At 72.6% G+C, this 18,920-nt stretch carries 19 protein-coding genes; 10 read left to right on the top strand and 9 right to left on the bottom strand.

The features are described 5' to 3' along the window. Window positions 1-49 precede the first annotated feature (49 nt). Window positions 50-1,192: a bifunctional 2-methylcitrate synthase/citrate synthase gene (locus UQW22_RS11105; RefSeq protein ID WP_407317051.1), complete on the top strand. Its 1,143-nt coding sequence runs from the start codon at window positions 50-52 to the stop codon at window positions 1,190-1,192. 10 nt (window positions 1,193-1,202) lie between these two features. Next, window positions 1,203-1,832: a CYTH domain-containing protein gene (locus tag UQW22_RS11100; RefSeq protein ID WP_407317050.1), complete on the top strand. Its 630-nt coding sequence runs from the start codon at window positions 1,203-1,205 to the stop codon at window positions 1,830-1,832. A 34-nt stretch (window positions 1,833-1,866) separates the two neighbouring features. On the opposite strand, the gene UQW22_RS11095 is transcribed toward UQW22_RS11100, so the two are convergent. The 3 genes from UQW22_RS11095 to UQW22_RS11085 all read right to left on the bottom strand — a co-directional run bounded on the left by UQW22_RS11095 (window position 1,867) and on the right by UQW22_RS11085 (window position 5,247). Next, entirely contained in the window at window positions 1,867-2,715 is an 849-nt protein-coding gene (locus UQW22_RS11095; RefSeq protein ID WP_407317049.1) for a D-alanyl-D-alanine carboxypeptidase family protein, read from the bottom strand. A gap of 157 nt (window positions 2,716-2,872) precedes the next feature. Next, window positions 2,873-3,937 carry a hemolysin family protein gene (locus UQW22_RS11090; RefSeq protein ID WP_407317048.1) on the bottom strand — a complete coding sequence of 355 codons (1,065 nt, stop codon included), beginning with the start codon at window positions 3,935-3,937 and terminating at the stop codon, window positions 2,873-2,875. After that, window positions 3,934-5,247, bottom strand: coding sequence for a hemolysin family protein (locus UQW22_RS11085; protein ID WP_407317047.1), 1,314 nt, complete (start codon window positions 5,245-5,247; stop codon window positions 3,934-3,936). The genes UQW22_RS11090 and UQW22_RS11085 overlap by 4 nt, the downstream gene beginning before the upstream one ends. A 160-nt stretch (window positions 5,248-5,407) precedes the next feature. Here UQW22_RS11085 and UQW22_RS11080 point away from each other — a divergent pair, with 160 nt between their 5' ends. From UQW22_RS11080 to UQW22_RS11070, 3 genes are all read left to right on the top strand, one after another. After that, window positions 5,408-6,136 carry a response regulator transcription factor gene (locus UQW22_RS11080; protein ID WP_407317046.1) on the top strand — a complete coding sequence of 243 codons (729 nt, stop codon included), beginning with the start codon at window positions 5,408-5,410 and terminating at the stop codon, window positions 6,134-6,136. Between the two features lies 1 nt (window position 6,137). Then, window positions 6,138-7,238, top strand: a complete 1,101-nt coding sequence (locus UQW22_RS11075) for a sensor histidine kinase (protein WP_407317045.1) — start codon at window positions 6,138-6,140, stop codon at window positions 7,236-7,238. Window positions 7,239-7,528: 290 nt separating this feature from the next. After that, entirely contained in the window at window positions 7,529-11,350 is a 3,822-nt protein-coding gene (locus UQW22_RS11070) for a multifunctional oxoglutarate decarboxylase/oxoglutarate dehydrogenase thiamine pyrophosphate-binding subunit/dihydrolipoyllysine-residue succinyltransferase subunit (RefSeq protein WP_407320784.1), read from the top strand. 70 nt (window positions 11,351-11,420) lie between these two features. On the opposite strand, the gene UQW22_RS11065 is transcribed toward UQW22_RS11070, so the two are convergent. Next, entirely contained in the window at window positions 11,421-12,416 is a 996-nt protein-coding gene (locus UQW22_RS11065) for an aldo/keto reductase (RefSeq protein WP_407317044.1), read from the bottom strand. A 78-nt stretch (window positions 12,417-12,494) separates the two neighbouring features. On the opposite strand from UQW22_RS11065, the gene UQW22_RS11060 reads away from it, so the two are divergent. Both UQW22_RS11060 and UQW22_RS11055 read left to right on the top strand, forming a co-directional pair. Then, window positions 12,495-13,427: an aldose 1-epimerase family protein gene (locus UQW22_RS11060; protein ID WP_407317043.1), complete on the top strand. Its 933-nt coding sequence runs from the start codon at window positions 12,495-12,497 to the stop codon at window positions 13,425-13,427. A 91-nt stretch (window positions 13,428-13,518) separates the two neighbouring features. Continuing rightward, complete coding sequence (locus tag UQW22_RS11055; RefSeq protein ID WP_407317042.1) at window positions 13,519-14,130, top strand: GDSL-type esterase/lipase family protein; 612 nt, start codon at window positions 13,519-13,521, stop codon at window positions 14,128-14,130. A gap of 37 nt (window positions 14,131-14,167) precedes the next feature. Here the strand turns inward: UQW22_RS11055 and UQW22_RS11050 are convergent, their stop codons facing one another. Next, window positions 14,168-14,962 carry a DUF4097 family beta strand repeat-containing protein gene (locus UQW22_RS11050; RefSeq protein ID WP_407317041.1) on the bottom strand — a complete coding sequence of 265 codons (795 nt, stop codon included), beginning with the start codon at window positions 14,960-14,962 and terminating at the stop codon, window positions 14,168-14,170. A 91-nt stretch (window positions 14,963-15,053) separates the two neighbouring features. Here UQW22_RS11050 and UQW22_RS11045 point away from each other — a divergent pair, with 91 nt between their 5' ends. Next, window positions 15,054-15,128, top strand: coding sequence for a 50S ribosomal protein bL37 (locus UQW22_RS11045; RefSeq protein ID WP_402375911.1), 75 nt, complete (start codon window positions 15,054-15,056; stop codon window positions 15,126-15,128). A 92-nt stretch (window positions 15,129-15,220) separates the two neighbouring features. Here UQW22_RS11045 and rsrA read toward each other — a convergent pair whose 3' ends face one another. The 4 genes from rsrA to UQW22_RS11025 form a co-directional block, all read right to left on the bottom strand. Beyond that, on the bottom strand, window positions 15,221-15,493 hold the full coding sequence (gene rsrA, locus UQW22_RS11040; RefSeq protein WP_407317040.1) for a mycothiol system anti-sigma-R factor: 273 nt from the start codon (window positions 15,491-15,493) through the stop codon (window positions 15,221-15,223). Beyond that, the gene (locus tag UQW22_RS11035) at window positions 15,490-16,215 is read right to left on the bottom strand and encodes a sigma-70 family RNA polymerase sigma factor (RefSeq protein ID WP_407317039.1); all 726 of its coding nucleotides are present in this window, start codon (window positions 16,213-16,215) and stop codon (window positions 15,490-15,492) included. Before UQW22_RS11035 ends, rsrA begins: the two co-directional genes overlap by 4 nt. Before the next feature lie 90 nt (window positions 16,216-16,305). Then, entirely contained in the window at window positions 16,306-17,271 is a 966-nt protein-coding gene (locus UQW22_RS11030; protein WP_407317038.1) for a helix-turn-helix domain-containing protein, read from the bottom strand. 119 nt (window positions 17,272-17,390) lie between these two features. Continuing rightward, window positions 17,391-17,951, bottom strand: a complete 561-nt coding sequence (locus tag UQW22_RS11025; protein ID WP_407317037.1) for a hypothetical protein — start codon at window positions 17,949-17,951, stop codon at window positions 17,391-17,393. Window positions 17,952-18,072: 121 nt separating this feature from the next. Here UQW22_RS11025 and UQW22_RS11020 point away from each other — a divergent pair, with 121 nt between their 5' ends. Together UQW22_RS11020 and UQW22_RS11015 are read left to right on the top strand one after the other, a co-directional pair. Then, window positions 18,073-18,219 carry a hypothetical protein gene (locus UQW22_RS11020; protein WP_407317036.1) on the top strand — a complete coding sequence of 49 codons (147 nt, stop codon included), beginning with the start codon at window positions 18,073-18,075 and terminating at the stop codon, window positions 18,217-18,219. Window positions 18,220-18,282: 63 nt separating this feature from the next. Next, window positions 18,283-18,894: a DoxX family protein gene (locus UQW22_RS11015; RefSeq protein WP_407317035.1), complete on the top strand. Its 612-nt coding sequence runs from the start codon at window positions 18,283-18,285 to the stop codon at window positions 18,892-18,894. Window positions 18,895-18,920 lie beyond the last annotated feature (26 nt).

The following is an 18,920-nucleotide window of genomic DNA, read 5'->3' as shown; positions in this document are numbered from 1 at the left end:
CCGACGCCGTACCCCGGCGTCCGGCGTCATGGCGAGCGAAGGAGCACCGATGACCGAGCCCCGTACCGAGTCCGAGGTCCGCAAGGGCCTGGCCGGCGTCGTCGCGGACACCACCGCGATCTCGAAGGTCGATCCCGAGACCAACTCCCTGCTGTACCGCGGGTACCCCGTGCAGGACCTCGCGACGACCCAGCCGTTCGAGGCCGTCGCGCACCTGCTCTGGCACGGCGAGCTGCCCACCCGCTCCGAGCTCGAAGAGCTCGAGGCGCTGGAACGGTCCCTGCGGCCGCTCGACGAGCGCACCCGCCGGGCGATCGACGACCTGCCGCTCGAGGCGCACCCCATGGACGTGCTGCGCACCGCCGTCAGCCAGCTCGGCGGCCTGGACGACACGCTCGGCCGCGAGGACGGCGTCCTCGACCCCGAGCTGAACCGCGGGCGCGCCGTGTACCTGTTCGCCCAGCTCCCCGGGATCGTCGCGTACAGCCAGCGTCGGCGGCACGGCCTGGAGCCCGTCGCCCCGCGCGACGACCTCGACTACACCCGCAACTTCCTGTGGCAGACCTTCGGCGAGGTGCCGGACGACACCGTCGTGGACGCGTTCCGCGTCTCCCTCGTGCTGTACGCCGAGCACTCCTTCAACGCCTCGACGTTCACGGCACGGGTGATCGCCTCGACACTGTCCGACGTGTACTCAGCCGTGACCGGCGCCATCGGCGCCCTCAAGGGCCCGCTGCACGGCGGCGCCAACGAGGCCGTGATGCACGCCTTCACCGAGATCGGCTCCGCGGACCGCGCCGAGGCCTGGCTCGACGAGGCGTTCGCCGCCAAGCGCAAGGTGATGGGGTTCGGCCACCGCGTCTACCGGCACGGGGACTCCCGCGTGCCGTCGATGAAGACCGCGCTGGACTCGCTGGTGGAGCACTACGACCGGCCCGACCTCGGCGAGCTCTACGCCGCGCTCGAGTCGGCGTTCGTCGAGCGCAAGGGCATCTACCCCAACCTCGACTACCCCGCCGGCCCTGCCTACCACCTCATGGGGTTCGACACCCCGACCTTCACGCCGATCTTCGTCGCCGCCCGCGTGACGGGGTGGACGGCGCACGTCGCGGAGCAGCACGGCGCCAACTCCCTCATCCGCCCGTTGTCGCAGTACGTCGGGCCTGACCGTCGCGAGGTGCCGTCCGAGTAGTGTCGGGACCATGTCCACCAGCTACTCCGACTTCGAGTTCGAGCGCCGCTTCCTCGTGCGGCGGCTCCCGGACGTGCTCCGGGACGCCCCGTCCCTCATCGTGCAGTCGTACTACCTGTCCGACGGCGGGTACGCGCTCCGCGTCCGGGTCCAGGCGGGCGGGGTCGAGGCGGGGGTCGACGGCGGGAGCGACCCCCGCGAGGTCCTCGACGCCTACCGGGAGCAGTTCGACTTCGCCGCCGTCACGGTGAAGGGCCCGTCGACGGGCGGCACCCGGTACGAGGCCGAGCGGCAGCTCGACCCGCTGGTCGGCGTGGAGCTGGTCGGGCGCGGCGGCGCACGGATCGCCAAGACCCGCTACGCGGTGTGGCTGGGCGCGGACGGCTGGTCGGTCGACGTCTTCGGCGGTGCCAACCATCCGCTCGTCGTCGCGGAGTGCGAACGCTCGGGACCCGTGACCGGCCTGCAGATCCCGGACTTCTGCGTCACGGAGATCACGGACGACCGCCGGTTCTCCAACGAGTCGCTGGCGGTCGAGCCCTACGGGGAGTGGTCGGCCGCGCACGCGCAGGAGCTCGCGCGGACGGGGCCGCGGTTCCGCGAGGACTTCGGCGAGAACCAGCGGCTGGAGTCGCCGTAACCGGGTACCGCTGCAGCGCGGCCACTCAGCACACTCAGTGCCAGGTCGAGATCTCTTCGACCCCGGCACGGAACTCGAAGTGCCAGGGCTCGTACTTGCCGGAGCCGCCGCGCTGCGCCCACGGCGGGTTCTCCCAGCCGTAGGCGGGGGCGTTGTCCCACAGCCACTTGTAGACCTCGGCGCTGCCGGTCTCCTTGGAGCACAGGTCGATGGCCAGGCCCCAGCCGTGCATCGAGGTCCCCGGCGTCGCCGCGAGGTACCCGCGGCTCGCCTTGACCGAGTACTGCGAGGACAGCGAGCGGTAGCTGTCCACGAGGCACAGGTCCCGGCCGAACCGTGCGCGGAACGCCTCGTTGAGCGCGCTGAGCGACACGGCGGCGTCCGGTCGCAGCTGCTCGCCGCTCTGCCACAGGTCGCACAGGGAGTGGTCGGCGAGCTGTCCGTTGCTGCCCTCGACCGGCGTTGTCGTGTCGCAGTCCGGCAGCGGGTCACGCTCGGTGGACCGGCTGGCGACCTCGACGCTGCGCTCCCGGGGCGCCGCGGCGATGGCGGACGCCGTGCCGGGGGTGTCGGCACCGGACTGCAGCAGCGCCAGGGTCGACGGACCGGTCGGGGGCGCGTCGAGGTCGAACGGGGAGCGCTCGTCCGCGTCGGCCGCGCCCGTCAGGGGGACGGCGATCGTCGCCGCCGCGAGAGAACCGAGGACCGTGGCACGGGTGATCCAGGCGTGGCCCGCGGGTGCCGCGTGGGCGCCTCGCCCGGCCTTGCGCGACGACCCGGTGGAGCGTCGTCGCGTCGTCCGTCCGGTACGGGCCTCGGCCGCTTCACGGATCTCGCGTCGGGACCGGGGGGCGGTGGCGTCGCCCTGCGACGTCGTGTCCACGCCACCTCCGTGCCTCCCGCCGCGCGCTCGCGCGACACCTGTTCAAGCCGCCGATCCGGACCGCCGCGGTGCTCCGCACCACCGGCGTGATCCTTCCGTGACCGCACACTAGCGGTGACGTCGCCCACCGCCAAGTCCCTCCTTGTTCAAGACCTGTTCATCGCAGCCGCTGCATCGCGTCACGCACCTCGCCGACGAGCTCCTCGAGGATGTCCTCGAGGAACACGACGCCGACCGTGCGCGCGCCGTCGTCGACCCGCGCGAGGTGCGCACCCGACCGCTGCATCGCCCGCAGGGCGTCCTCGACCTCGTCGTCCGGCCCCACCTGGGCCGTCGCGCGCACCCGCCACGCGGGCACCGGGCGGTCCCGGTCGCCGTTCGACGCGTAGAGCACGTCCTTGAGGTGCAGGTAGCCGACCATGGCACCCGGCACGCCCGCGTCCGACGGGTCGGCCGACGTCTCGACCACCGGGAAGCGGCTGTATCCGGTGCGTGACACCTCGTGCTCGACGTCGTCGGGCGTCGCGCCCGGCGTGAGCGTGACGAGGGAGTCGAGCGGGACCATCACGTCGCGGGCCGTGCGGGCGGAGAACTCCAGCGCTCCGGACAGGAGACCCTGCTCGTCCGCCAGCACGCCCTCGGCCCGGGAGTGCTCGACGATCGACTGCACCTCCTCGGCCGTGAAGGCCGACGCGACCTCGTCCTTCGGCTCGACACCGAGCGCGCGGATCGCATGGTTCGCGACCCAGTTGAGCGCCACGATGACGGGCTTCACCACGCGCGCGATGAGCACCAGCGGCGGCGCGAACCACAGCGCCGCCGTCTCGGGAGCCGTCACCGCGAGGTTCTTCGGCACCATCTCCCCGAGCACCACGTGCAGGTAGACGACGATGCCCAGGGCGATGACCAGGGCGACCGGGTGCAGGAGCTGCTCCGGGACGCCGAGCGCCGCGAACGGCACCTCCAGCAGGTGCGCGAGCGCCGGCTCGGCGATGATGCCGAGCCCCGTCGAGCACACGGTGATGCCGAGCTGGGCGCACGCGAGCATCAGCGAGACGTGCTCCATCGCCCACAGCACGATCTGGGCGCGCTTCTCCCCCGCCTCGGCCCGCGGCTCGATCGTGCTCCGGCGCACCGACAGCACGGCGAACTCCGCACCCACGAAGAACGCGTTGCCGACGAGCAGCAGCAGTCCGACCCACAGGGCGGTCGCGTTGCTCATGACGCCACCTCCTGCACGCGCAGGCGTTCGACGCGGCGACCGTCGACCAGCTCGACGCGCAGCCGCACGCCCTCCACGTCGACCGTGTCTCCGGCCTCCGGCAGCCGGCCGAGGTGAGCCATCACGAGCCCGCCGAGCGTCTCGTAGGCCGACCCCTCGGGCACGCGCAGCCCGGTCGTCTCGGCCAGCTCGTCCGGTCGCAGCACGCCGGGCACCGTCCACGTCCCGTCGGCGGCCCGGGCGGCACCGCCCCGACGACGGTCGTGCTCGTCCGCGACGTCGCCGACGAGCTCCTCGACGACGTCCTCCAGCGTCACGACCCCGGAGGTCCCGCCGTACTCGTCCACGACGACGGCCATCTGGAGGCCGAGGCCCCGCAGCTCGACGAGCAGCGGCCCCAGGCTCACGGTGTCCGGCACGCGGGGCGCGTCGGTCATCAGCGCCCCGGCGGGCACCTCCCCCCGGCGGGCGAACGGGACGCCGACGGCGCGGCGCAGGTGCACCAGCCCGACGATGTCGTCGCGGTCGTCCCCGATCACCGGGAACCGGGAGTGCCCGGTGCGGTGCGCCAGCGCCAGCACCTCGGCGGCGCTGGTGTCGCGCCGCACGACGGACATCCGCGTGCGGTCGGTCATCACGTCCCGGGCGACCAGGCCGTTCAGCTCGAGCGAATTCGCCAGGAGCGTCGCCGTGCCCTTCTCGAGGGTGCCCTCCTGGGCGGAGCGGCGCACGAGCGAGAGCAGCTCGGTCGCGGACCGCGCCCCCGAGAGCTCCTCGCGCGGCTCGATGCCCATCCGGCGCAGGATGGCGTTCGCCGACCCGTTGAACATGGCGATGAGCGGCCCGCACACGATGGTGAACACCCGCTGCAGCGGCACGACCGCCCGCGCGGTCGGGTGGGGGGCCGACAGGGCGAAGTTCTTGGGGATCAGCTCGCCGAAGAGCATCGAGAAGGCGTTGACGACCACCAGCGCCAGGATCCCGGCCAGCACACCGGCCGCGGTGGCGCCCAGCGGCGTCGCGGCGAGCCCGGCGTCGAACATGCTCAGCAACGCCGGCTGCGCGGTGTACCCGAGCAGGATGGTCGTCACGGTGATGCCCACCTGGGCGGAGCTGAGCTCCGTCGACAGGTGCTTCAGACCCGACCGGACGATGCGGTCACGTCGGTCGGGCGCCCGGCGTCCGGGCCCCGGACTGTCGCCCTCCTCGTCGTCGCCACCGACGACGGCGGGGTCCAGGGTGACGAGCGAGAACTCGCTCGCCACGAAGATCGCGGTCCCTGCGGTCAGCAGGACGCCCACGGCGATCATGATCGTCTCGTTCAGCACGGCAGGCCCCGCAGGCCGGTATCTCGACTCTCGTCCATCGTGGCACCGATGGTATCCCGAGGGGCGGACCGTCGTCGTGCTCCGTCCCGCCACGCCAGCCCATCCCCAGCGAACACCCAGGTCTTGCGTGCAAGATGGGACCATGACCACCACTGCGACCAGTCCGGGCCAGGGCCAGCACAACGCCACGGTCCTCGTCGTCGAGGACGAGCCGGCGATCGCGACGGCGATCGCCCAGCGCCTGTCCGCGGAAGGATGGCGGGTCGAGGTGGCCCGCGACGGGAACTCCGGCGTGGACGCCGCCGCCCGGCTGCACCCCGACGCGGTGGTCCTCGACGTCATGCTCCCGGGCATCGACGGTCTGGAGGTGTGCCGCCGCATCCAGGCGGACCACCCCACACCCATCCTCATGCTGACGGCGCGCGACGACGAGACCGACATGCTCATCGGGCTCGGCGTCGGCGCCGACGACTACATGACGAAGCCGTTCTCGATGCGCGAGCTCATCGCCCGCGTCAAGGCTCTCCTGCGCCGGGTCGAGCGGGCCGCGCAGGCCGCGGCCGCCGCGCCCGCCGACCCGCCGCTCGTCGCCGGGGAAGTCACGATCGACCGCGCCCAGCGCCGGGTCCACCGGGCCGGCGACGAGGTGCACCTCACGCCGACCGAGTTCGAGCTGCTGGTCATGCTGGCCAGCGCCCCCAAGACGGTGCAGACCCGCGAGAAGCTCCTGGCCGAGGTCTGGGACTGGGCCGACGCGAGCGGCACGCGCACGGTCGACTCCCACATCAAGGCGCTGCGTCGCAAGCTCGGTCCGGACCTGATCCGGACGGTGCACGGGGTCGGCTACGCCTTCGAACCCCCGGCCGGCTGACGTGGGCGGTGCGCACGACGACGGCACACGGTGGCGCGACCACCGCCTGCCGGACGTCCGCCCGCTCGACCCGGTCCACTCTCTCAAGGTCAAGCTGGGACTGCTGGTCGTCGCGAGCGTCACGGTGGCCGTCGTCATCACCTGGGTGGGGCTGCGCAACGAGCTCGGCCCCAGCCGGACGTTCCCCCTGGCGATCATCGTCTCCCTGCTCCTGACCCAGGTCCTCGCCCGCGGCATGACGTCGCCGCTGCGGCAGATGACGGCGGCCGCGCAGGTGATGGCCGACGGCGACTACTCCGTCCGGGTGCGCTCCACGAGCCAGGACGAGGTCGGCCAGCTCGCGGAGGCTTTCAACACGATGGCGCGTGACCTGGAGGCCTCCGACCGCATCCGCCGGGACCTCATCGCCAACGTCTCGCACGAGCTGCGCACACCGGTGGCGGCGCTGCAGGCCCAGCTCGAGAACATGGTGGACGGCGTCACCGAGCCGACGGCGTCGTCCCTCGAGCTCTCCCTGGAGCAGACCGAGCGGCTGAGCCGCCTCGTCACCTACCTCCTCGACCTCTCCCGCGTCGAGGCGGGCGCCTCCGCCCTGATGCTGACCGAGTTCTCCGTGGGCGACTTCCTCGAGGAGTGCGCCGAGGCGATGTCGATGGTCGACGCCGCCAAGGGACTGACGTACGTCGTGGACGTCACGCCCGAGGACCTCCCGCTCGAGGCCGACGTCGAACGGCTGCGCCAGGTGGTCACCAACCTGCTGCAGAACGCCATCCGGCACTCTCCCCACGGCGGGACGGTCCGGCTGGACGCCTACCCGGACGGCGAGCACGTGGTCATCGAGGTCGGCGACGAGGGGCCCGGCATCGCTCCCGAGGACCGCGACCGCGTCTTCGAGCGGTTCGCTCGCGGCACCACGGACGTCCGGCCGCAGCCCAGCGCGAGCGGCGGGACCGGCATCGGCCTCGCGATCGTGCGGTGGGCCGTCGACCTGCACGGCGGGCACGTCGAGGTCGCCGACACCGAGTCCGGCGCGACGATGCGCGTCGCCCTGCCGGCCGTCGCGCGCCCGGCACCCGGAGTCACGACGGAGTCGGCCGCGTAGACAGGTGAGATCGATCACACCGGTTGCCCGCGGCTCGGCCTTCGTGAGGCGTGCATGACGCCGGGGGAAGCAACCCCGGCCATCACCTGACTGCCGTATTACCGGGGCACCACGCTGCGGTGAGAGAGGGCTTCCGGAGGCGCCGAACGGCCGAACTCCGGGCTCCGTGAAGGTCGCCGAGGGCATAGGCTGGAACTGCCCGACAACGGGTGCAGAGCCGAAAGAGCAGCTCGACCGAGCTGTTCGACCAAGCAGTCGAGCAACGTGGGAAAGTGGGCGATCCGGGCGTGGTGTCCCCCAAGGCAGGGTCAGAGTCGATCAACGCCGGAAGTGCGTCGTTCGGAGCCAACGAGTGGCTCGTGGACGAGCTCTACGAGCAGTACCTGAAGGACAAGAACGCGGTGGACCCCGCGTGGTGGGACTTCTTCGCCGACTACACGCCGGACGAGTCCACCGACGGGGGGCCCGAGCGCTCTGCCGCGCCCACGGCACCCGCCTCCGAGCCGCCCGCGCGGCAGACCGGCGCCGAGCCGGCGGAGCCCGTCGAAGAGGCCACGACGGCGTCGCCGGCGTCCGGCACGGCGGCCGCCGAGGCCTCGCAGCCGTCCGAGCCCGCCCCGGTCCCGGCCGACCCCGAGGTCTCCCCGGCGGACGCCCCGGTCGCCGAGGCCCTCCCCTCCACCGCGCCGTACGCCGAGGTCGCCCGGTCCGCGCCCAAGGACGACGACGCCGAGGCCACGGACGACGTGCAGAAGCTGCGCGGCCCGGCGGCCCGGGTCGTGACGAACATGGAGGCGTCGATCGCGGTCCCCACCGCGACGTCGGTCCGCGCCGTGCCCGCCAAGCTCATGGTGGACAACCGGATCGTCATCAACAACCACCTCAAGCGTGGTCGCGGCGGCAAGATCTCGTTCACGCACCTCATCGGCTTCGCCCTCGTCGAGGCGCTGGCCGACATGCCCGTGATGAACGCGCACTTCGAGGAGACGGACGGCAAGCCGCACGTCGTGCAGCCGGCCCACGTGGGCTTCGGCCTCGCGATCGACCTGGCCAAGCCCGACGGCTCCCGCCAGCTCCTCGTGCCCAGCATCAAGAAGGCCGACGAGATGGACTTCGCCGGCTTCTGGACGGCGTACGAGGAGCTCGTCCGCAAGGCCCGCGGTGGCAAGCTCGGCATGGACGACTTCGCCGGCACCACGATCTCGCTGACGAACCCCGGCGGGATCGGGACGGTCCACTCCGTCCCGCGCCTCATGCAGGGCCAGGGCACGATCATCGGCGTCGGTGCCATGGACTACCCGGCGGAGTTCGCCGGTGCCTCCGAGGAGCGGCTGGCGCGGCTCGGTGTCTCGAAGGTCATGACGATCACCTCGACCTACGACCACCGCATCATCCAGGGCGCGCAGTCCGGCGAGTTCCTCAAGATCCTGTCCGGCAAGCTCCTCGGCCTCGACGGTTTCTACGACCGCGTCTTCGCGGCTCTGCGCGTGCCGTACGAGCCCGTGCGGTGGGTCCGCGACAACACCGTGGACGCCGAGGTCGAGGCCGCCAAGCCCGCCAAGATCGCCGAGCTCATCCACTCGTACCGCTCGCGCGGTCACCTGATGGCCGACACCGACCCCCTCGCCTACCGTCAGCGCAAGCACCCGGACCTGGACATCCAGAACCACGGGCTCACGCTGTGGGACCTCGACCGGGTGTTCCCCACGGGCGGGTTCGGCGGCACGCCGAAGGCGACCCTGCGGGACACCCTCGGGCTCCTGCGCGACTCGTACTGCCGCTCGATCGGCATCGAGTACATGCACATCGCCGACCCGGCGCAGCGCAAGTGGCTGCAGGACCGGCTCGAGCACGGCTACGCCCGCACGCCGCGCGAGGACCAGCTGCGCATCCTGCGCCGCCTGAACTCCGCCGAGGCGTTCGAGACGTTCCTGCAGACCAAGTACGTGGGCCAGAAGCGCTTCTCGCTCGAGGGCGGCGAGTCGGTGATCCCGCTGCTCGACGCGATCCTGTCGAAGTCCGCGGAGAACGGCCTCGACGAGGTCGGCATCGGCATGGCGCACCGTGGGCGGCTCAACGTGCTCGCGAACATCGCCGGCAAGAGCTACGGCCAGATCTTCAAGGAGTTCGAGGGCCAGATCGACCCGAAGTCCGTCCAGGGCTCCGGCGACGTGAAGTACCACCTCGGCACCGAGGGCACCTTCACCGCCGAGTCCGGCGCGACCACCAAGGTCTACCTGGCGGCGAACCCCTCGCACCTCGAGGCCGTGGACCCGGTCCTCGAGGGGATCGTGCGCGCCAAGCAGGACCGTATCGACCTCGGCGGGGACGGGTTCTCCGTCCTGCCGATCCTCATCCACGGTGACGCCGCGTTCGCCGGGCAGGGTGTCGTGCCGGAGGTGCTCAACCTCGCCCAGCTGCGCGGCTACCGCACCGGCGGCACCATCCACGTGGTCATCAACAACCAGGTGGGCTTCACGACGGGTCCGACGTCGTCGCGCTCGACGACCTACTCCACCGACGTGGCCAAGGGCTACCAGGTGCCGGTCCTGCACGTGAACGGGGACGACCCGGAGGCCTGCGTCCGCGTGGCCGAGCTCGCCTTCGCGTACCGCGAGCAGTTCGACCGCGACGTCATCATCGACCTGGTGTGCTACCGCCGTCGGGGGCACAACGAGGGCGACGACCCGTCGATGACGCAGCCCCTGATGTACAACCTCATCGAGGCCAAGCAGTCGGTGCGCAAGCTGTACACGAAGAACCTCGTGGCGCGCGGCGACATCACGGTCGAGGAGGCCGAGCAGGCGCTCAAGGACTACCAGGCGCAGCTCGAGCGGGTGTTCACCGAGACGAAGGACAGCGGGTACACCGCGCCCGACGGCGCCGAGGAGGTCGCCGGCCTCGAGCGCCCGGAGTCCCAGCGCGAGGACGCCGGCACGATGGTCGGCTGGCAGACCTCGGTGCCGCACTCGGTGCTCGAGCGCGTCGGCGACGTGCACGTCTCCCCGCCCGAGGGCTTCTCGGTCCACCCCAAGCTGGCCAAGCTGCTCGAGCGGCGCCAGCTCATGGCCAAGGAGGGCGGCATCGACTGGGGCTTCGGCGAGCTCGCCGCGTTCGGGTCGCTGCTCATGGAGGGCACCCCGGTGCGCCTCGCCGGGCAGGACTCGCGCCGTGGCACCTTCGTCCAGCGGCACGCCGTCCTGCACGACCGCAACACCGGGGCCGAGTGGACGCCGCTGCTGTACCTGTCGGGCGACCAGGCCAAGTTCTGGGTGTACGACTCCTCGCTGAGCGAGTACGCGGCCCTCGGCTTCGAGTACGGCTACTCGGTGGAGCGGCCCGACGCCCTGGTGCTCTGGGAGGCGCAGTTCGGCGACTTCGTCAACGGCGCACAGACGGTGATCGACGAGTTCATCTCGTCCGCCGAGCAGAAGTGGGCGCAGAACTCCTCGGTGGTCATGCTCCTGCCGCACGGCTACGAGGGGCAGGGGCCGGACCACTCGTCGGCACGCATCGAGCGGTTCCTGCAGCTCGCGGCGGAGGAGAACATGACGGTGGCGCAGCCCTCGACACCGGCGTCCTACTTCCACCTGCTGCGCCGGCAGGCGTACGACCGGCCGCGCCGCCCGCTCGTCGTGCTGACGCCGAAGCAGCTGCTGCGGCTCAAGGCGGCCGCCTCGAGCGTCGAGGACTTCACCTCGGGGACGTTCGAGCCGATCCTGGGTGACACCGCCGTCGGGGCCGGCACGATCTCGCCGTCCGCCGTCGAGCGTGTCGTCCTGTGCACCGGCCGCGTCTACTACGACCTGATCGCCGAGCGCGAGGAGCGGGGCGACACGGCGACGGCGATCATCCGCCTCGAGCAGCTCTACCCGTTCCCGGAGGAGCAGCTGCGCGAGCAGCTCGCCCAGTACCCCGGTGCCGAGGTGGTGTGGGTCCAGGACGAGCCGCGCAACCAGGGCGCCTGGTGGTACCTGCACCTGGCGATGCCCGAGGACATGCCGCGCGTGGGTGTGATCTCCCGCCCGGCGTCCGCGTCGACCGCCGCCGGCACCGCCAAGCGGCACAAGGAGGAGCAGGTCGTGCTCCTGGAGCAGGTCTTCACCCGCTGACGGCGCGGACGACGAAGGCCCCGGTCACGCGCTCGGCGCGGCCGGGGCCTTCGTCGTCAGCAGGACGGGTCTACCACCTGTCGTGGACGTGCTCGCGCACGAGCTCGTCGTACAGCTCCCGCACGCCCGAGACGAACAGCGGGCCGAGCACGCCCGCATCGCCGGCGGCCGCGTTGAGACGCGCCTGCTCCGGGTTGCGGGCCCCGGGGATCACCGTCGAGACGCCCGCCCGCTGCCACACCCACGCCAGTGCGGCCTGCGCCGGGGTGAGGTCCTGCTGGAGCGCGGAGTCCACGAGCTGCGAGAACCGCGTCGCGGCCTCGACCCCCTCCTCGAACGGCACGCCGGAGAACGTCTCGCCGACGTCGAAGGCCTCGCCGGACCGGTTGAACGTCCGGTGGTCGTCCGCCGCGAAGGTGGTGTCCTTGGTGTAGCGGCCCGACAGGAGCCCGGACGCGAGCGGCACGCGAGCGATGATCCCGACGCCGGCCTCGGAGGCTGCCGGCAGGACCTCCTCCAGGGGCTTGTGGCGGAACGCGTTGAGGATGATCTGCACCGTCGCGACCCCCGGCCGGGCGATCGCCGTGAGCGCCTCGTCGACGGTCTCCACCGAGACGCCGTAGGCGGCGATCACGCCCTCGGACACCAGCGTGTCCAGGGCGTCGTACACCTCGTCGTCGGAGTAGACCGCGGTGGGCGGGCAGTGCAGCTGGACGAGGTCGAGCCGCTCGACGCCCAGGTTCCGGCGCGACCGGTCGGTCCACTCCCGGAAGTTCGCCAGCACATAGTTCTCGGGAACCTGGTCCGCGCGACGACCCATCTTGGTCGCCACCGTGATCCCTTCGCCCGGGTGGTCCGCGAGGAACCGTCCCAGGGCCTGCTCGCTGCGGCCGTCACCGTAGACGTCCGCCGTGTCGTAGAAGGTGACACCGGCCTCGAGCGACGCCTCGAGGACGGCACGCGACTCGTCGTCGCCCACCTCGCCCCAGTCGGCGCCGAGCTGCCAGGTCCCCAGTCCCACGACTGACACCATGCGCCGGGTCCGGCCGAGCACCCGCTGATCCATAGAGACTCTCCCCCTCTGACGTGACCACCACACGGTACGCGGGACGCGGCCCCTCGGCGCGGCGACTACGGTGTGATCGTGAACACGACCTCTCTCCCCGCCGCGCCACCGGCGCCGTCGGGCACCCAGCACCGCATCACCGCCGGGCCGCACGCCGCCACGATCACCGAGGTCGGGGCGATGGTGCGCGAGTACACCGTGGGTGGCCGGGACGTCTTCGTCCCGTTCGCCGAGGACGAGCCGGCCCCCGTCTTCAACGCCGCCGTGCTGCTGCCCTGGCCCAACCGCCTGCGGGACGGCCGCTACACGGTCGACGGCGAGACGTACCAGCTCGCGCTCAGCGAGCCCGACCGTGGCACCGCGCTGCACGGTCTGGGCTGCTGGTACCGCTGGACCGCCGTCGAGGTCGCCGAGGACGCCGTCACGCTCGAGCTGGCCCTGCCCGCCCAGAAGGGCTGGCCCTTCCAGCTGACCAGCCAGGTCCGCTACGTCCTCGACGCGGAGCACGGCCTGGAGGTGCGCGTGACGACCCGCAACGTCGGCGTCGGCACCGCGCCGTACGGCGTCGGGTTCCACCCGTGGCTGTCCACGGGCGGCGCGGAGCTCGACGCCTGCACGGTCCGGCTCGACGCGACGGAGCACGTGACGGTCGACGAGCGCCTGCTGCCCACCGGCGTCGAGCCCGTCCACGGCGACCACGACCTGCGCGCGACGCGCTCGCTGGCCGGTCTGGACCTGGACGACGCCTGGGTCGGAGCCACGCGGGACGCCGACGGGATGTCGTGGTGCCTGCTGGGCTGCCCGGACGGCGCGACGCCGGCGATCTGGATGGACGACTCGATGGACTGCTGGCAGGTGTGCTCGGCCGACCACATCGAGGGGCACCGCCGGTTCGGGCTCGCCGCGGAGCCGATGAGCTGCTACGCCGACGCCTTCAACTCGGGCGACCGGCTCGTGCATCTGCCCCCGGGCGGGTCGCACACGGTGCGCTGGGGTGCCACGCTGCGCTGACGGACCCGGCCCGGCGTGGGATCATGCGGTGCCGCGTCCGGGCACGGAACAATGGCGGCGCAACGGCAACACGGCAGGGTGGTGAAGGTTCGTGACGGAGCGCGAGGTGCGCATCTGTGTGGTGGGCGACGAGCTCGGCGTGGGCGTCGGCGACGCCCGCGCCCTGGGCTGGACCGGTCGCGTGCTGGCCCGGACGCGGTTCGACCGGCCCGCGATGTCCTTCGTCCTCGCCGTCCCCGGGGAGACGACGTCGCAGCTCGGCGCCCGCTGGGAGGCCGAGACGGAACCGCGGTTCGGCCCGGAGTCGACCCACGACAACAGGCTCGTCGTCGCGCTGGGCCGGCACGACCTGGCCGCCGGGCTGTCCGTCGCCCGGTCGCGGTTGAACCTGGCGAACATCCTCGACGTCGCGGACACCCGGCGGCTGGCGACGTTCGTCGTCGGGCCTCCGCCGGGGCGCCCGGAGGACGGCGACCGCATCGCCGAGCTGTCGGCGGCGTTCGCGGACGTCGCGAACCGACGCCGGGTGCCGTACGTGGACACGTACACCCCGCTCGCCCAGCACGAGCAGTGGCTGGCCGACCTCGCGACCACGGGGGCTACCTACCCGGGTCAGGCGGGCTACGGCCTCATGGCCTGGCTCGTGCTGCACACCGGATGGCACTCCTGGCTGGGTCTGCCGAACGACTCCGACGGGGCCTGATCCCCCTGATCCCCTCCCCGCCGGCGATGCCAGGCGGTCAGCCGCGCGAGACGATGACGCGCGCCGAGGTGACGTTCGCCGTGAGGTAGGCGACGGCGCCGGCACCCGTCTCCGTGCGGTCCACGGCGAGGGTGCGCGTGGCGGAGGGCTGGACCTCGCCGTCGAGCACCACCTGCCCGGCGGCGCCGCGCACCTTGAGGCTGACGGGCGTGCCCTCGTCGAGACGCAGCGCGACGTCGCCGGAGACCGTCTTGGCGGTGAGCATCGGGGCCGTCCCCCGCGCGGTGACGACCACGGCCCCGGAGACGCTGTTGGCGGAGACCCTGCCGAGCGCCCCGTCGAGCGCGAGCGCGGCGGAGACCACCTGGGCGGAGACGTCGCCGGTGTGCCCGGACGCGGCGACGTCGCCGGAGACGGACCGCACGTACAGCGATCCCGTGGTGTCCGTCGTCCTGATCGTGCCGGTCACGGTCTTGGCGACGGTCCCGGCGGTGCCGACGACGTCGATGTCGGCCTCCGTGGTCCCGACGTCGACGCTCACCCCGGCGGGGACCGTGAGTCGCACGACGGCGCGTTCGGAGTCGCCCAGCGCCTTCACCCGCGCGACGAAGGCCTCGACCTTGGAGCGCTCGTAGCCGATCCGGAGCCGGTCGCCCTCACGCACCACCTGCAACGGCTTCGCCCCGACCTCGAGCACCTCGAGCGTCGTGCGGGTCGCCGCGGCGTCCGCGACGACGTCGGCACGGCCGTCCTGGAGGCGGACGGACACGGCGGACGCCCGGCCCACGTCGAGGGTCTGCGGGGCGGCGACCGCCCAGGACTCGGTGCTCATGCTGCCTCCGTGGGTGCCAGGGTGCCGGACGAGATCGCCCGTATGGGATCATAGAGCGACCCCGTGTCAACCTTCCCCTGAGGAGACAGTCATGAGCAAGCGCGGAAGCAAGCGGCGAGGCCGCAAGAGCAAGGCCGCCAACCACGGCAAGCGCCCCAACGCCTGAGGCGCCACCGGGCACCGCCCGACCCACGCCGTGGGTATGAAGAATGCAGGCTTCCCCGACAGGAGGCCTGCATCTTTCATTCCGCCGGCGCGTCAGCCGGTGGCGAGGATCTGCGCGCGGATGCGCAGCCGCAGCGTCTCGGGCGCCTGCTCGACGCACGAACGCCGGACGAGCTTCTTGACGAGCTCCTCGAGGCTGAGCTCGGCCAGGCAGGGCGAGCAGTGCGCGACGTGCGCACGCATGCGGTGCTCGTCGGCCGCCGTCATCTCCGAGTCGAGGTACTCGTACAGGTGCGTCAGCACGTGCTCGCAGTCGCTCTCCCCCTCGGCGGGCTCGTGCGGCACCGGGGTGATGTCGCCGGTCATGACTCTCCTCCGCGTGCTGCTGTCAGGCCCCGGTCGGCCGCGTAGTCCGCGAGCAGCTCGCGCAGCTGGCGCCGACCTCGGTGCAGGCGGGACATCACGGTCCCGATCGGTGTTCCCATGATCTCGGCGATCTCCTTGTAGGGGAAGCCCTCGACGTCGGCGTAGTAGACCACCATGCGGCGGTCCTCGGGCAGCTCGGCCAGCGCCCGCTTGACGTCGGAGTCGGGCAACCGGTCCAGCGCCTCGACCTCGGCCGACCGCAGCCCCTGCGAGGTGTGCGTCGCCGCCCGGGCGATCTGCCAGTCCTCGATGTCGTCGGTCTGCGACTGCTGGGGCTGCCGCTGTTTCTTGCGGTAGTTGTTGATGAACGTGTTGGTGAGGATCCGGTACAGCCAGGCCTTGAGGTTCGTCCCCGGCCGGTACTGGTGGAAGGCGGCGAACGCCTTCGCGAACGTCTCCTGGACCAGGTCCTCGGCGTCCGCGGGGTTCCGGGTCATGCGCAGCGCGGCGGAGTAGAGCTGGTCGAGGTACTGCAGGGCGTCGCGCTCGAAGCGCGCGGCGCGGTCCGCCGTCGTCTCCTCCGGGGCGCGCTCGGTGTCCTCGCCGATCTCGTCCGCGGTCGGTTGCGCACCCGGAGTGCGCTCGGTGTCGTCGGTCATCACCGCCGAGCCTAGTTCAGGAGGTCCGAGGGCGGTCGGTCGTGCAGGTGCAAGCGTGGCCACGGTCGGTGCAACGACGCGGGGCCGGGTCGCATTCCCCGGGCCCGACGGCGACCGTCCGGCCGCGCTCGCCCGGCTGCCGCCGTCGGGCCCTCACGAGGCGACCGCCGCGAACCGCCGCCGGTACGCCACCGGACTGGTGCCGAGCCGGCGGGCGAAGTGGTGGCGCATGACGGCGGCGCTGCCGAACCCCACGAGGCAGGCGATCTCGTCGACCGGCGCCTCGGTGGACTCCAGGAGCTCCTGGGCGCGGGCGACGCGCTGGCGGGCGAGCCAGGCGGCAGGGGTGGCCCCGGTCTCTTCCCGGAACCGCCGGGCGAAGGTGCGCTCGGAGAGCATGGCGCGCCGGGCCAGCGTGGCGACGGTGTGCGGCAGCGCGAGGTGCTCGCGCATCCAGGCGAGCAGGTCCGACAGGGAGTCGGCCTCGCACGGCAGCGGATCGACGACGAACTGCGCCTGCCCGCCGTCGCGCTGCGGAGGGACGACCATCCGGCGGGCGACCGAGCGCGCGGACTCCCCGCCGAGCTCGGTGCGCACCAGGTGCAGGGCCGCGTCGATGCCGGCGGCGGTACCGGCGCTCGTGATGATGCGGTCGTCGTCGACGAACAGCACGTCGGGGTCGACGTCGGCGTGCGGCGCGGCGGCCGCGAGCCGGTCGGCGAACATCCAGTGGGTGGTGCACCGGCGCCCGTCGAGCAGTCCGGCCGCGGCGAGCACGAAGGCCCCGGAGCACAGCGAGAGGATCCAGGCACCGCGGGCGTGGGCGCGCCGGACGGCGTCGAGATAGGCGGGCAGCACGTCGATCCCGCCCGCGTCGCTGATGACGTCGTAGGCGACCACGACGACGACGTCGGCGTCGTCGGTGGCCTCCAGCCCGGCATCGACCCCGACGGGGAACCCGCCCTTCGTGGCCACCATCCCGGGCTCGGGCGTGCACAGCGTGAAGTCGAAGGTCGGCCCGCCCGTGTCGCGGCGGTCGATCCCGAAGACCTCGTAGGCGATGCCGAGCTCGAACGGCGCGACACCCGGGACGACGACGGCCGCGACCTTCTGGATCATGCCGTCATGCTGCCACGGACGTGGCTGGAAGTCGATGAATCTCGAACATCTGCCGCAACGGTGCGGGGGCGCTCCCGCCCGTCAGGTCGGGCTGATCGCGACGAGCGCGAGGAGCAGCGTCACGAGGCCGCCGAGATCACGGCGGCGAAGCCGGCCCAGGCGGGCAGGAGGAGGAGACCGAGCGTCGCCGCGAGCCAGACGAGCGGAGACCGCCAGCCGTCCGTCCGGTCCGCAGGATCCGGCGAGGCCGGGCCCGGGTCGTGTCGTCGCGCGTCGCGCCACGCCACCCACGCGCGCCCACCGGCGGCGCCACCCACGGCGGCCACCACGGCCGGCGGCGCGGGACCCCGTGCCGGCAGCAGGAGGGCGCCGAGCAGGCCACCGGCCGCGAAGACCACTACGTGGACCGGCACGGGCCGCGCCCCGAGCAGGGCGGTCACGAGGGCGGCGCCGGGAACGCCCACGAGCACCGCCGGGATGCCGGCGCCCCACAGCACGTCCACCGCGGTGGAGCTCTCGAGGCCCGGCCCTGCCGTCAGCGCGGTCAGCCCGACCGCGAGCACCCAGAAGACGAGGAAGCCCGCCCCGCAGGCACGCCAGGCGACCCGCCACGGGCTCGCGACGTGCACGGCGCTGCGCCGGGCACCGCTGCCCTCGACACCACGACGTGGAGTAGTCATGCTCCGCGGCCCAACCGCTCGCACCCGGACAGGTCGAGGACCGATCTCGTGGCAGGATCTCGATGCATCATGGCAAAGCAGCCCCTGGTGGCAGGATCGCGAGGAGCAAAGAATTGCTGCCATGGCCCTTCTCCTGCTGCTCGTGACCACCCTGCTCCTCGCCGCGTGGCTCGTCGCGCTCGTGCGCACCGTCCGCCACGACGGCCTCGGGACCCGTCGACCACCCCGGTCCCACCTCGACTGGTGGGAGGACCCCTCGCCGGGGTGACGACCCGCCGACACGCGACGGCGTCGGCGAGCATGCACCCGCAGCCTCTGCCACAGTGGGCCCATGCTGCTGCGACGACTCGCCCGACCCCTGCTGGCCGCCCCCTTCGTCCATGACGGGCTCTCCGCCGCGCTGCACCCCGCCGATCACACCGGCGCCGCGCGCGAGGGTGCCGACCGGGTCACGAGGGCGCTCGGTGTCGACGAGCTCGACGACACCCAGGTCTCCCTCCTGGTCCGTGCCCACGGCGCCGCCACGGTCGCCGCCGCCCTGCTCCTCGCCGTCGGACGCGCTCCCCGGACCGCCGCTCTGACCCTCGCCGCGCTGACCGCCCCGCTCGCCGTCGTCAACCAGCCGTTCACGTCCCGTGGCGACGAGAAGCGCGAGCGGACCGGCAAGTTCGTCCGGAACCTCGGCGCCGTCGGCGCCGCCGTGATCGCCGGCATCGACCTCGAGGGCCGGCCCGGCGTCGGCTACCGGATCGGACAGAAGCGGGCCGCGGCGTCGAGGTCCGCGAAGCACGTCGCGGAGTCGGTGTCCCAGGACGCCCAGCACGCCGCGTCGTCGGCGTCGAAGTCCGTCAAGCACACCGCCCGGGCCGCGACCAAGGACGCCAGGGCGGCCACCCGGCAGGCCAAGGCGTCCGCCGCGAGGATGAAGGCCAGGGTGTCCTGACCTCCGGACGCCGTCGCCGCCGTCGG

Origin of the sequence: Isoptericola halotolerans, assembly GCF_045689585.1 — a bacterium.
In the GTDB taxonomy this organism is placed as follows: domain Bacteria; phylum Actinomycetota; class Actinomycetes; order Actinomycetales; family Cellulomonadaceae; genus Isoptericola; species Isoptericola halotolerans_B.
The sequence above is the reverse complement of the archived record's forward strand: the minus strand, read 5'-3'. Positions and strand labels throughout refer to the sequence as shown.

Coding starts and splice junctions, on each gene's coding strand:
- UQW22_RS11080 (WP_407317046.1), top strand. CDS start 5,408: ATGACCACCACTGCGACCAGTCCGGGCCAGGGCCAGCACAACGCCACG.
- UQW22_RS11090 (WP_407317048.1), bottom strand. CDS start 3,937: ATGAGCAACGCGACCGCCCTGTGGGTCGGACTGCTGCTGCTCGTCGGC.
- UQW22_RS11020 (WP_407317036.1), top strand. CDS start 18,073: ATGGCCCTTCTCCTGCTGCTCGTGACCACCCTGCTCCTCGCCGCGTGG.
- UQW22_RS11015 (WP_407317035.1), top strand. CDS start 18,283: ATGCTGCTGCGACGACTCGCCCGACCCCTGCTGGCCGCCCCCTTCGTC.
- UQW22_RS11030 (WP_407317038.1), bottom strand. CDS start 17,271: ATGATCCAGAAGGTCGCGGCCGTCGTCGTCCCGGGTGTCGCGCCGTTC.
- UQW22_RS11065 (WP_407317044.1), bottom strand. CDS start 12,416: ATGGATCAGCGGGTGCTCGGCCGGACCCGGCGCATGGTGTCAGTCGTG.
- UQW22_RS11025 (WP_407317037.1), bottom strand. CDS start 17,951: ATGACTACTCCACGTCGTGGTGTCGAGGGCAGCGGTGCCCGGCGCAGC.
- UQW22_RS11085 (WP_407317047.1), bottom strand. CDS start 5,247: ATGATCGCCGTGGGCGTCCTGCTGACCGCAGGGACCGCGATCTTCGTG.
- UQW22_RS11050 (WP_407317041.1), bottom strand. CDS start 14,962: ATGAGCACCGAGTCCTGGGCGGTCGCCGCCCCGCAGACCCTCGACGTG.
- UQW22_RS11100 (WP_407317050.1), top strand. CDS start 1,203: ATGTCCACCAGCTACTCCGACTTCGAGTTCGAGCGCCGCTTCCTCGTG.
- rsrA (WP_407317040.1), bottom strand. CDS start 15,493: ATGACCGGCGACATCACCCCGGTGCCGCACGAGCCCGCCGAGGGGGAG.
- UQW22_RS11105 (WP_407317051.1), top strand. CDS start 50: ATGACCGAGCCCCGTACCGAGTCCGAGGTCCGCAAGGGCCTGGCCGGC.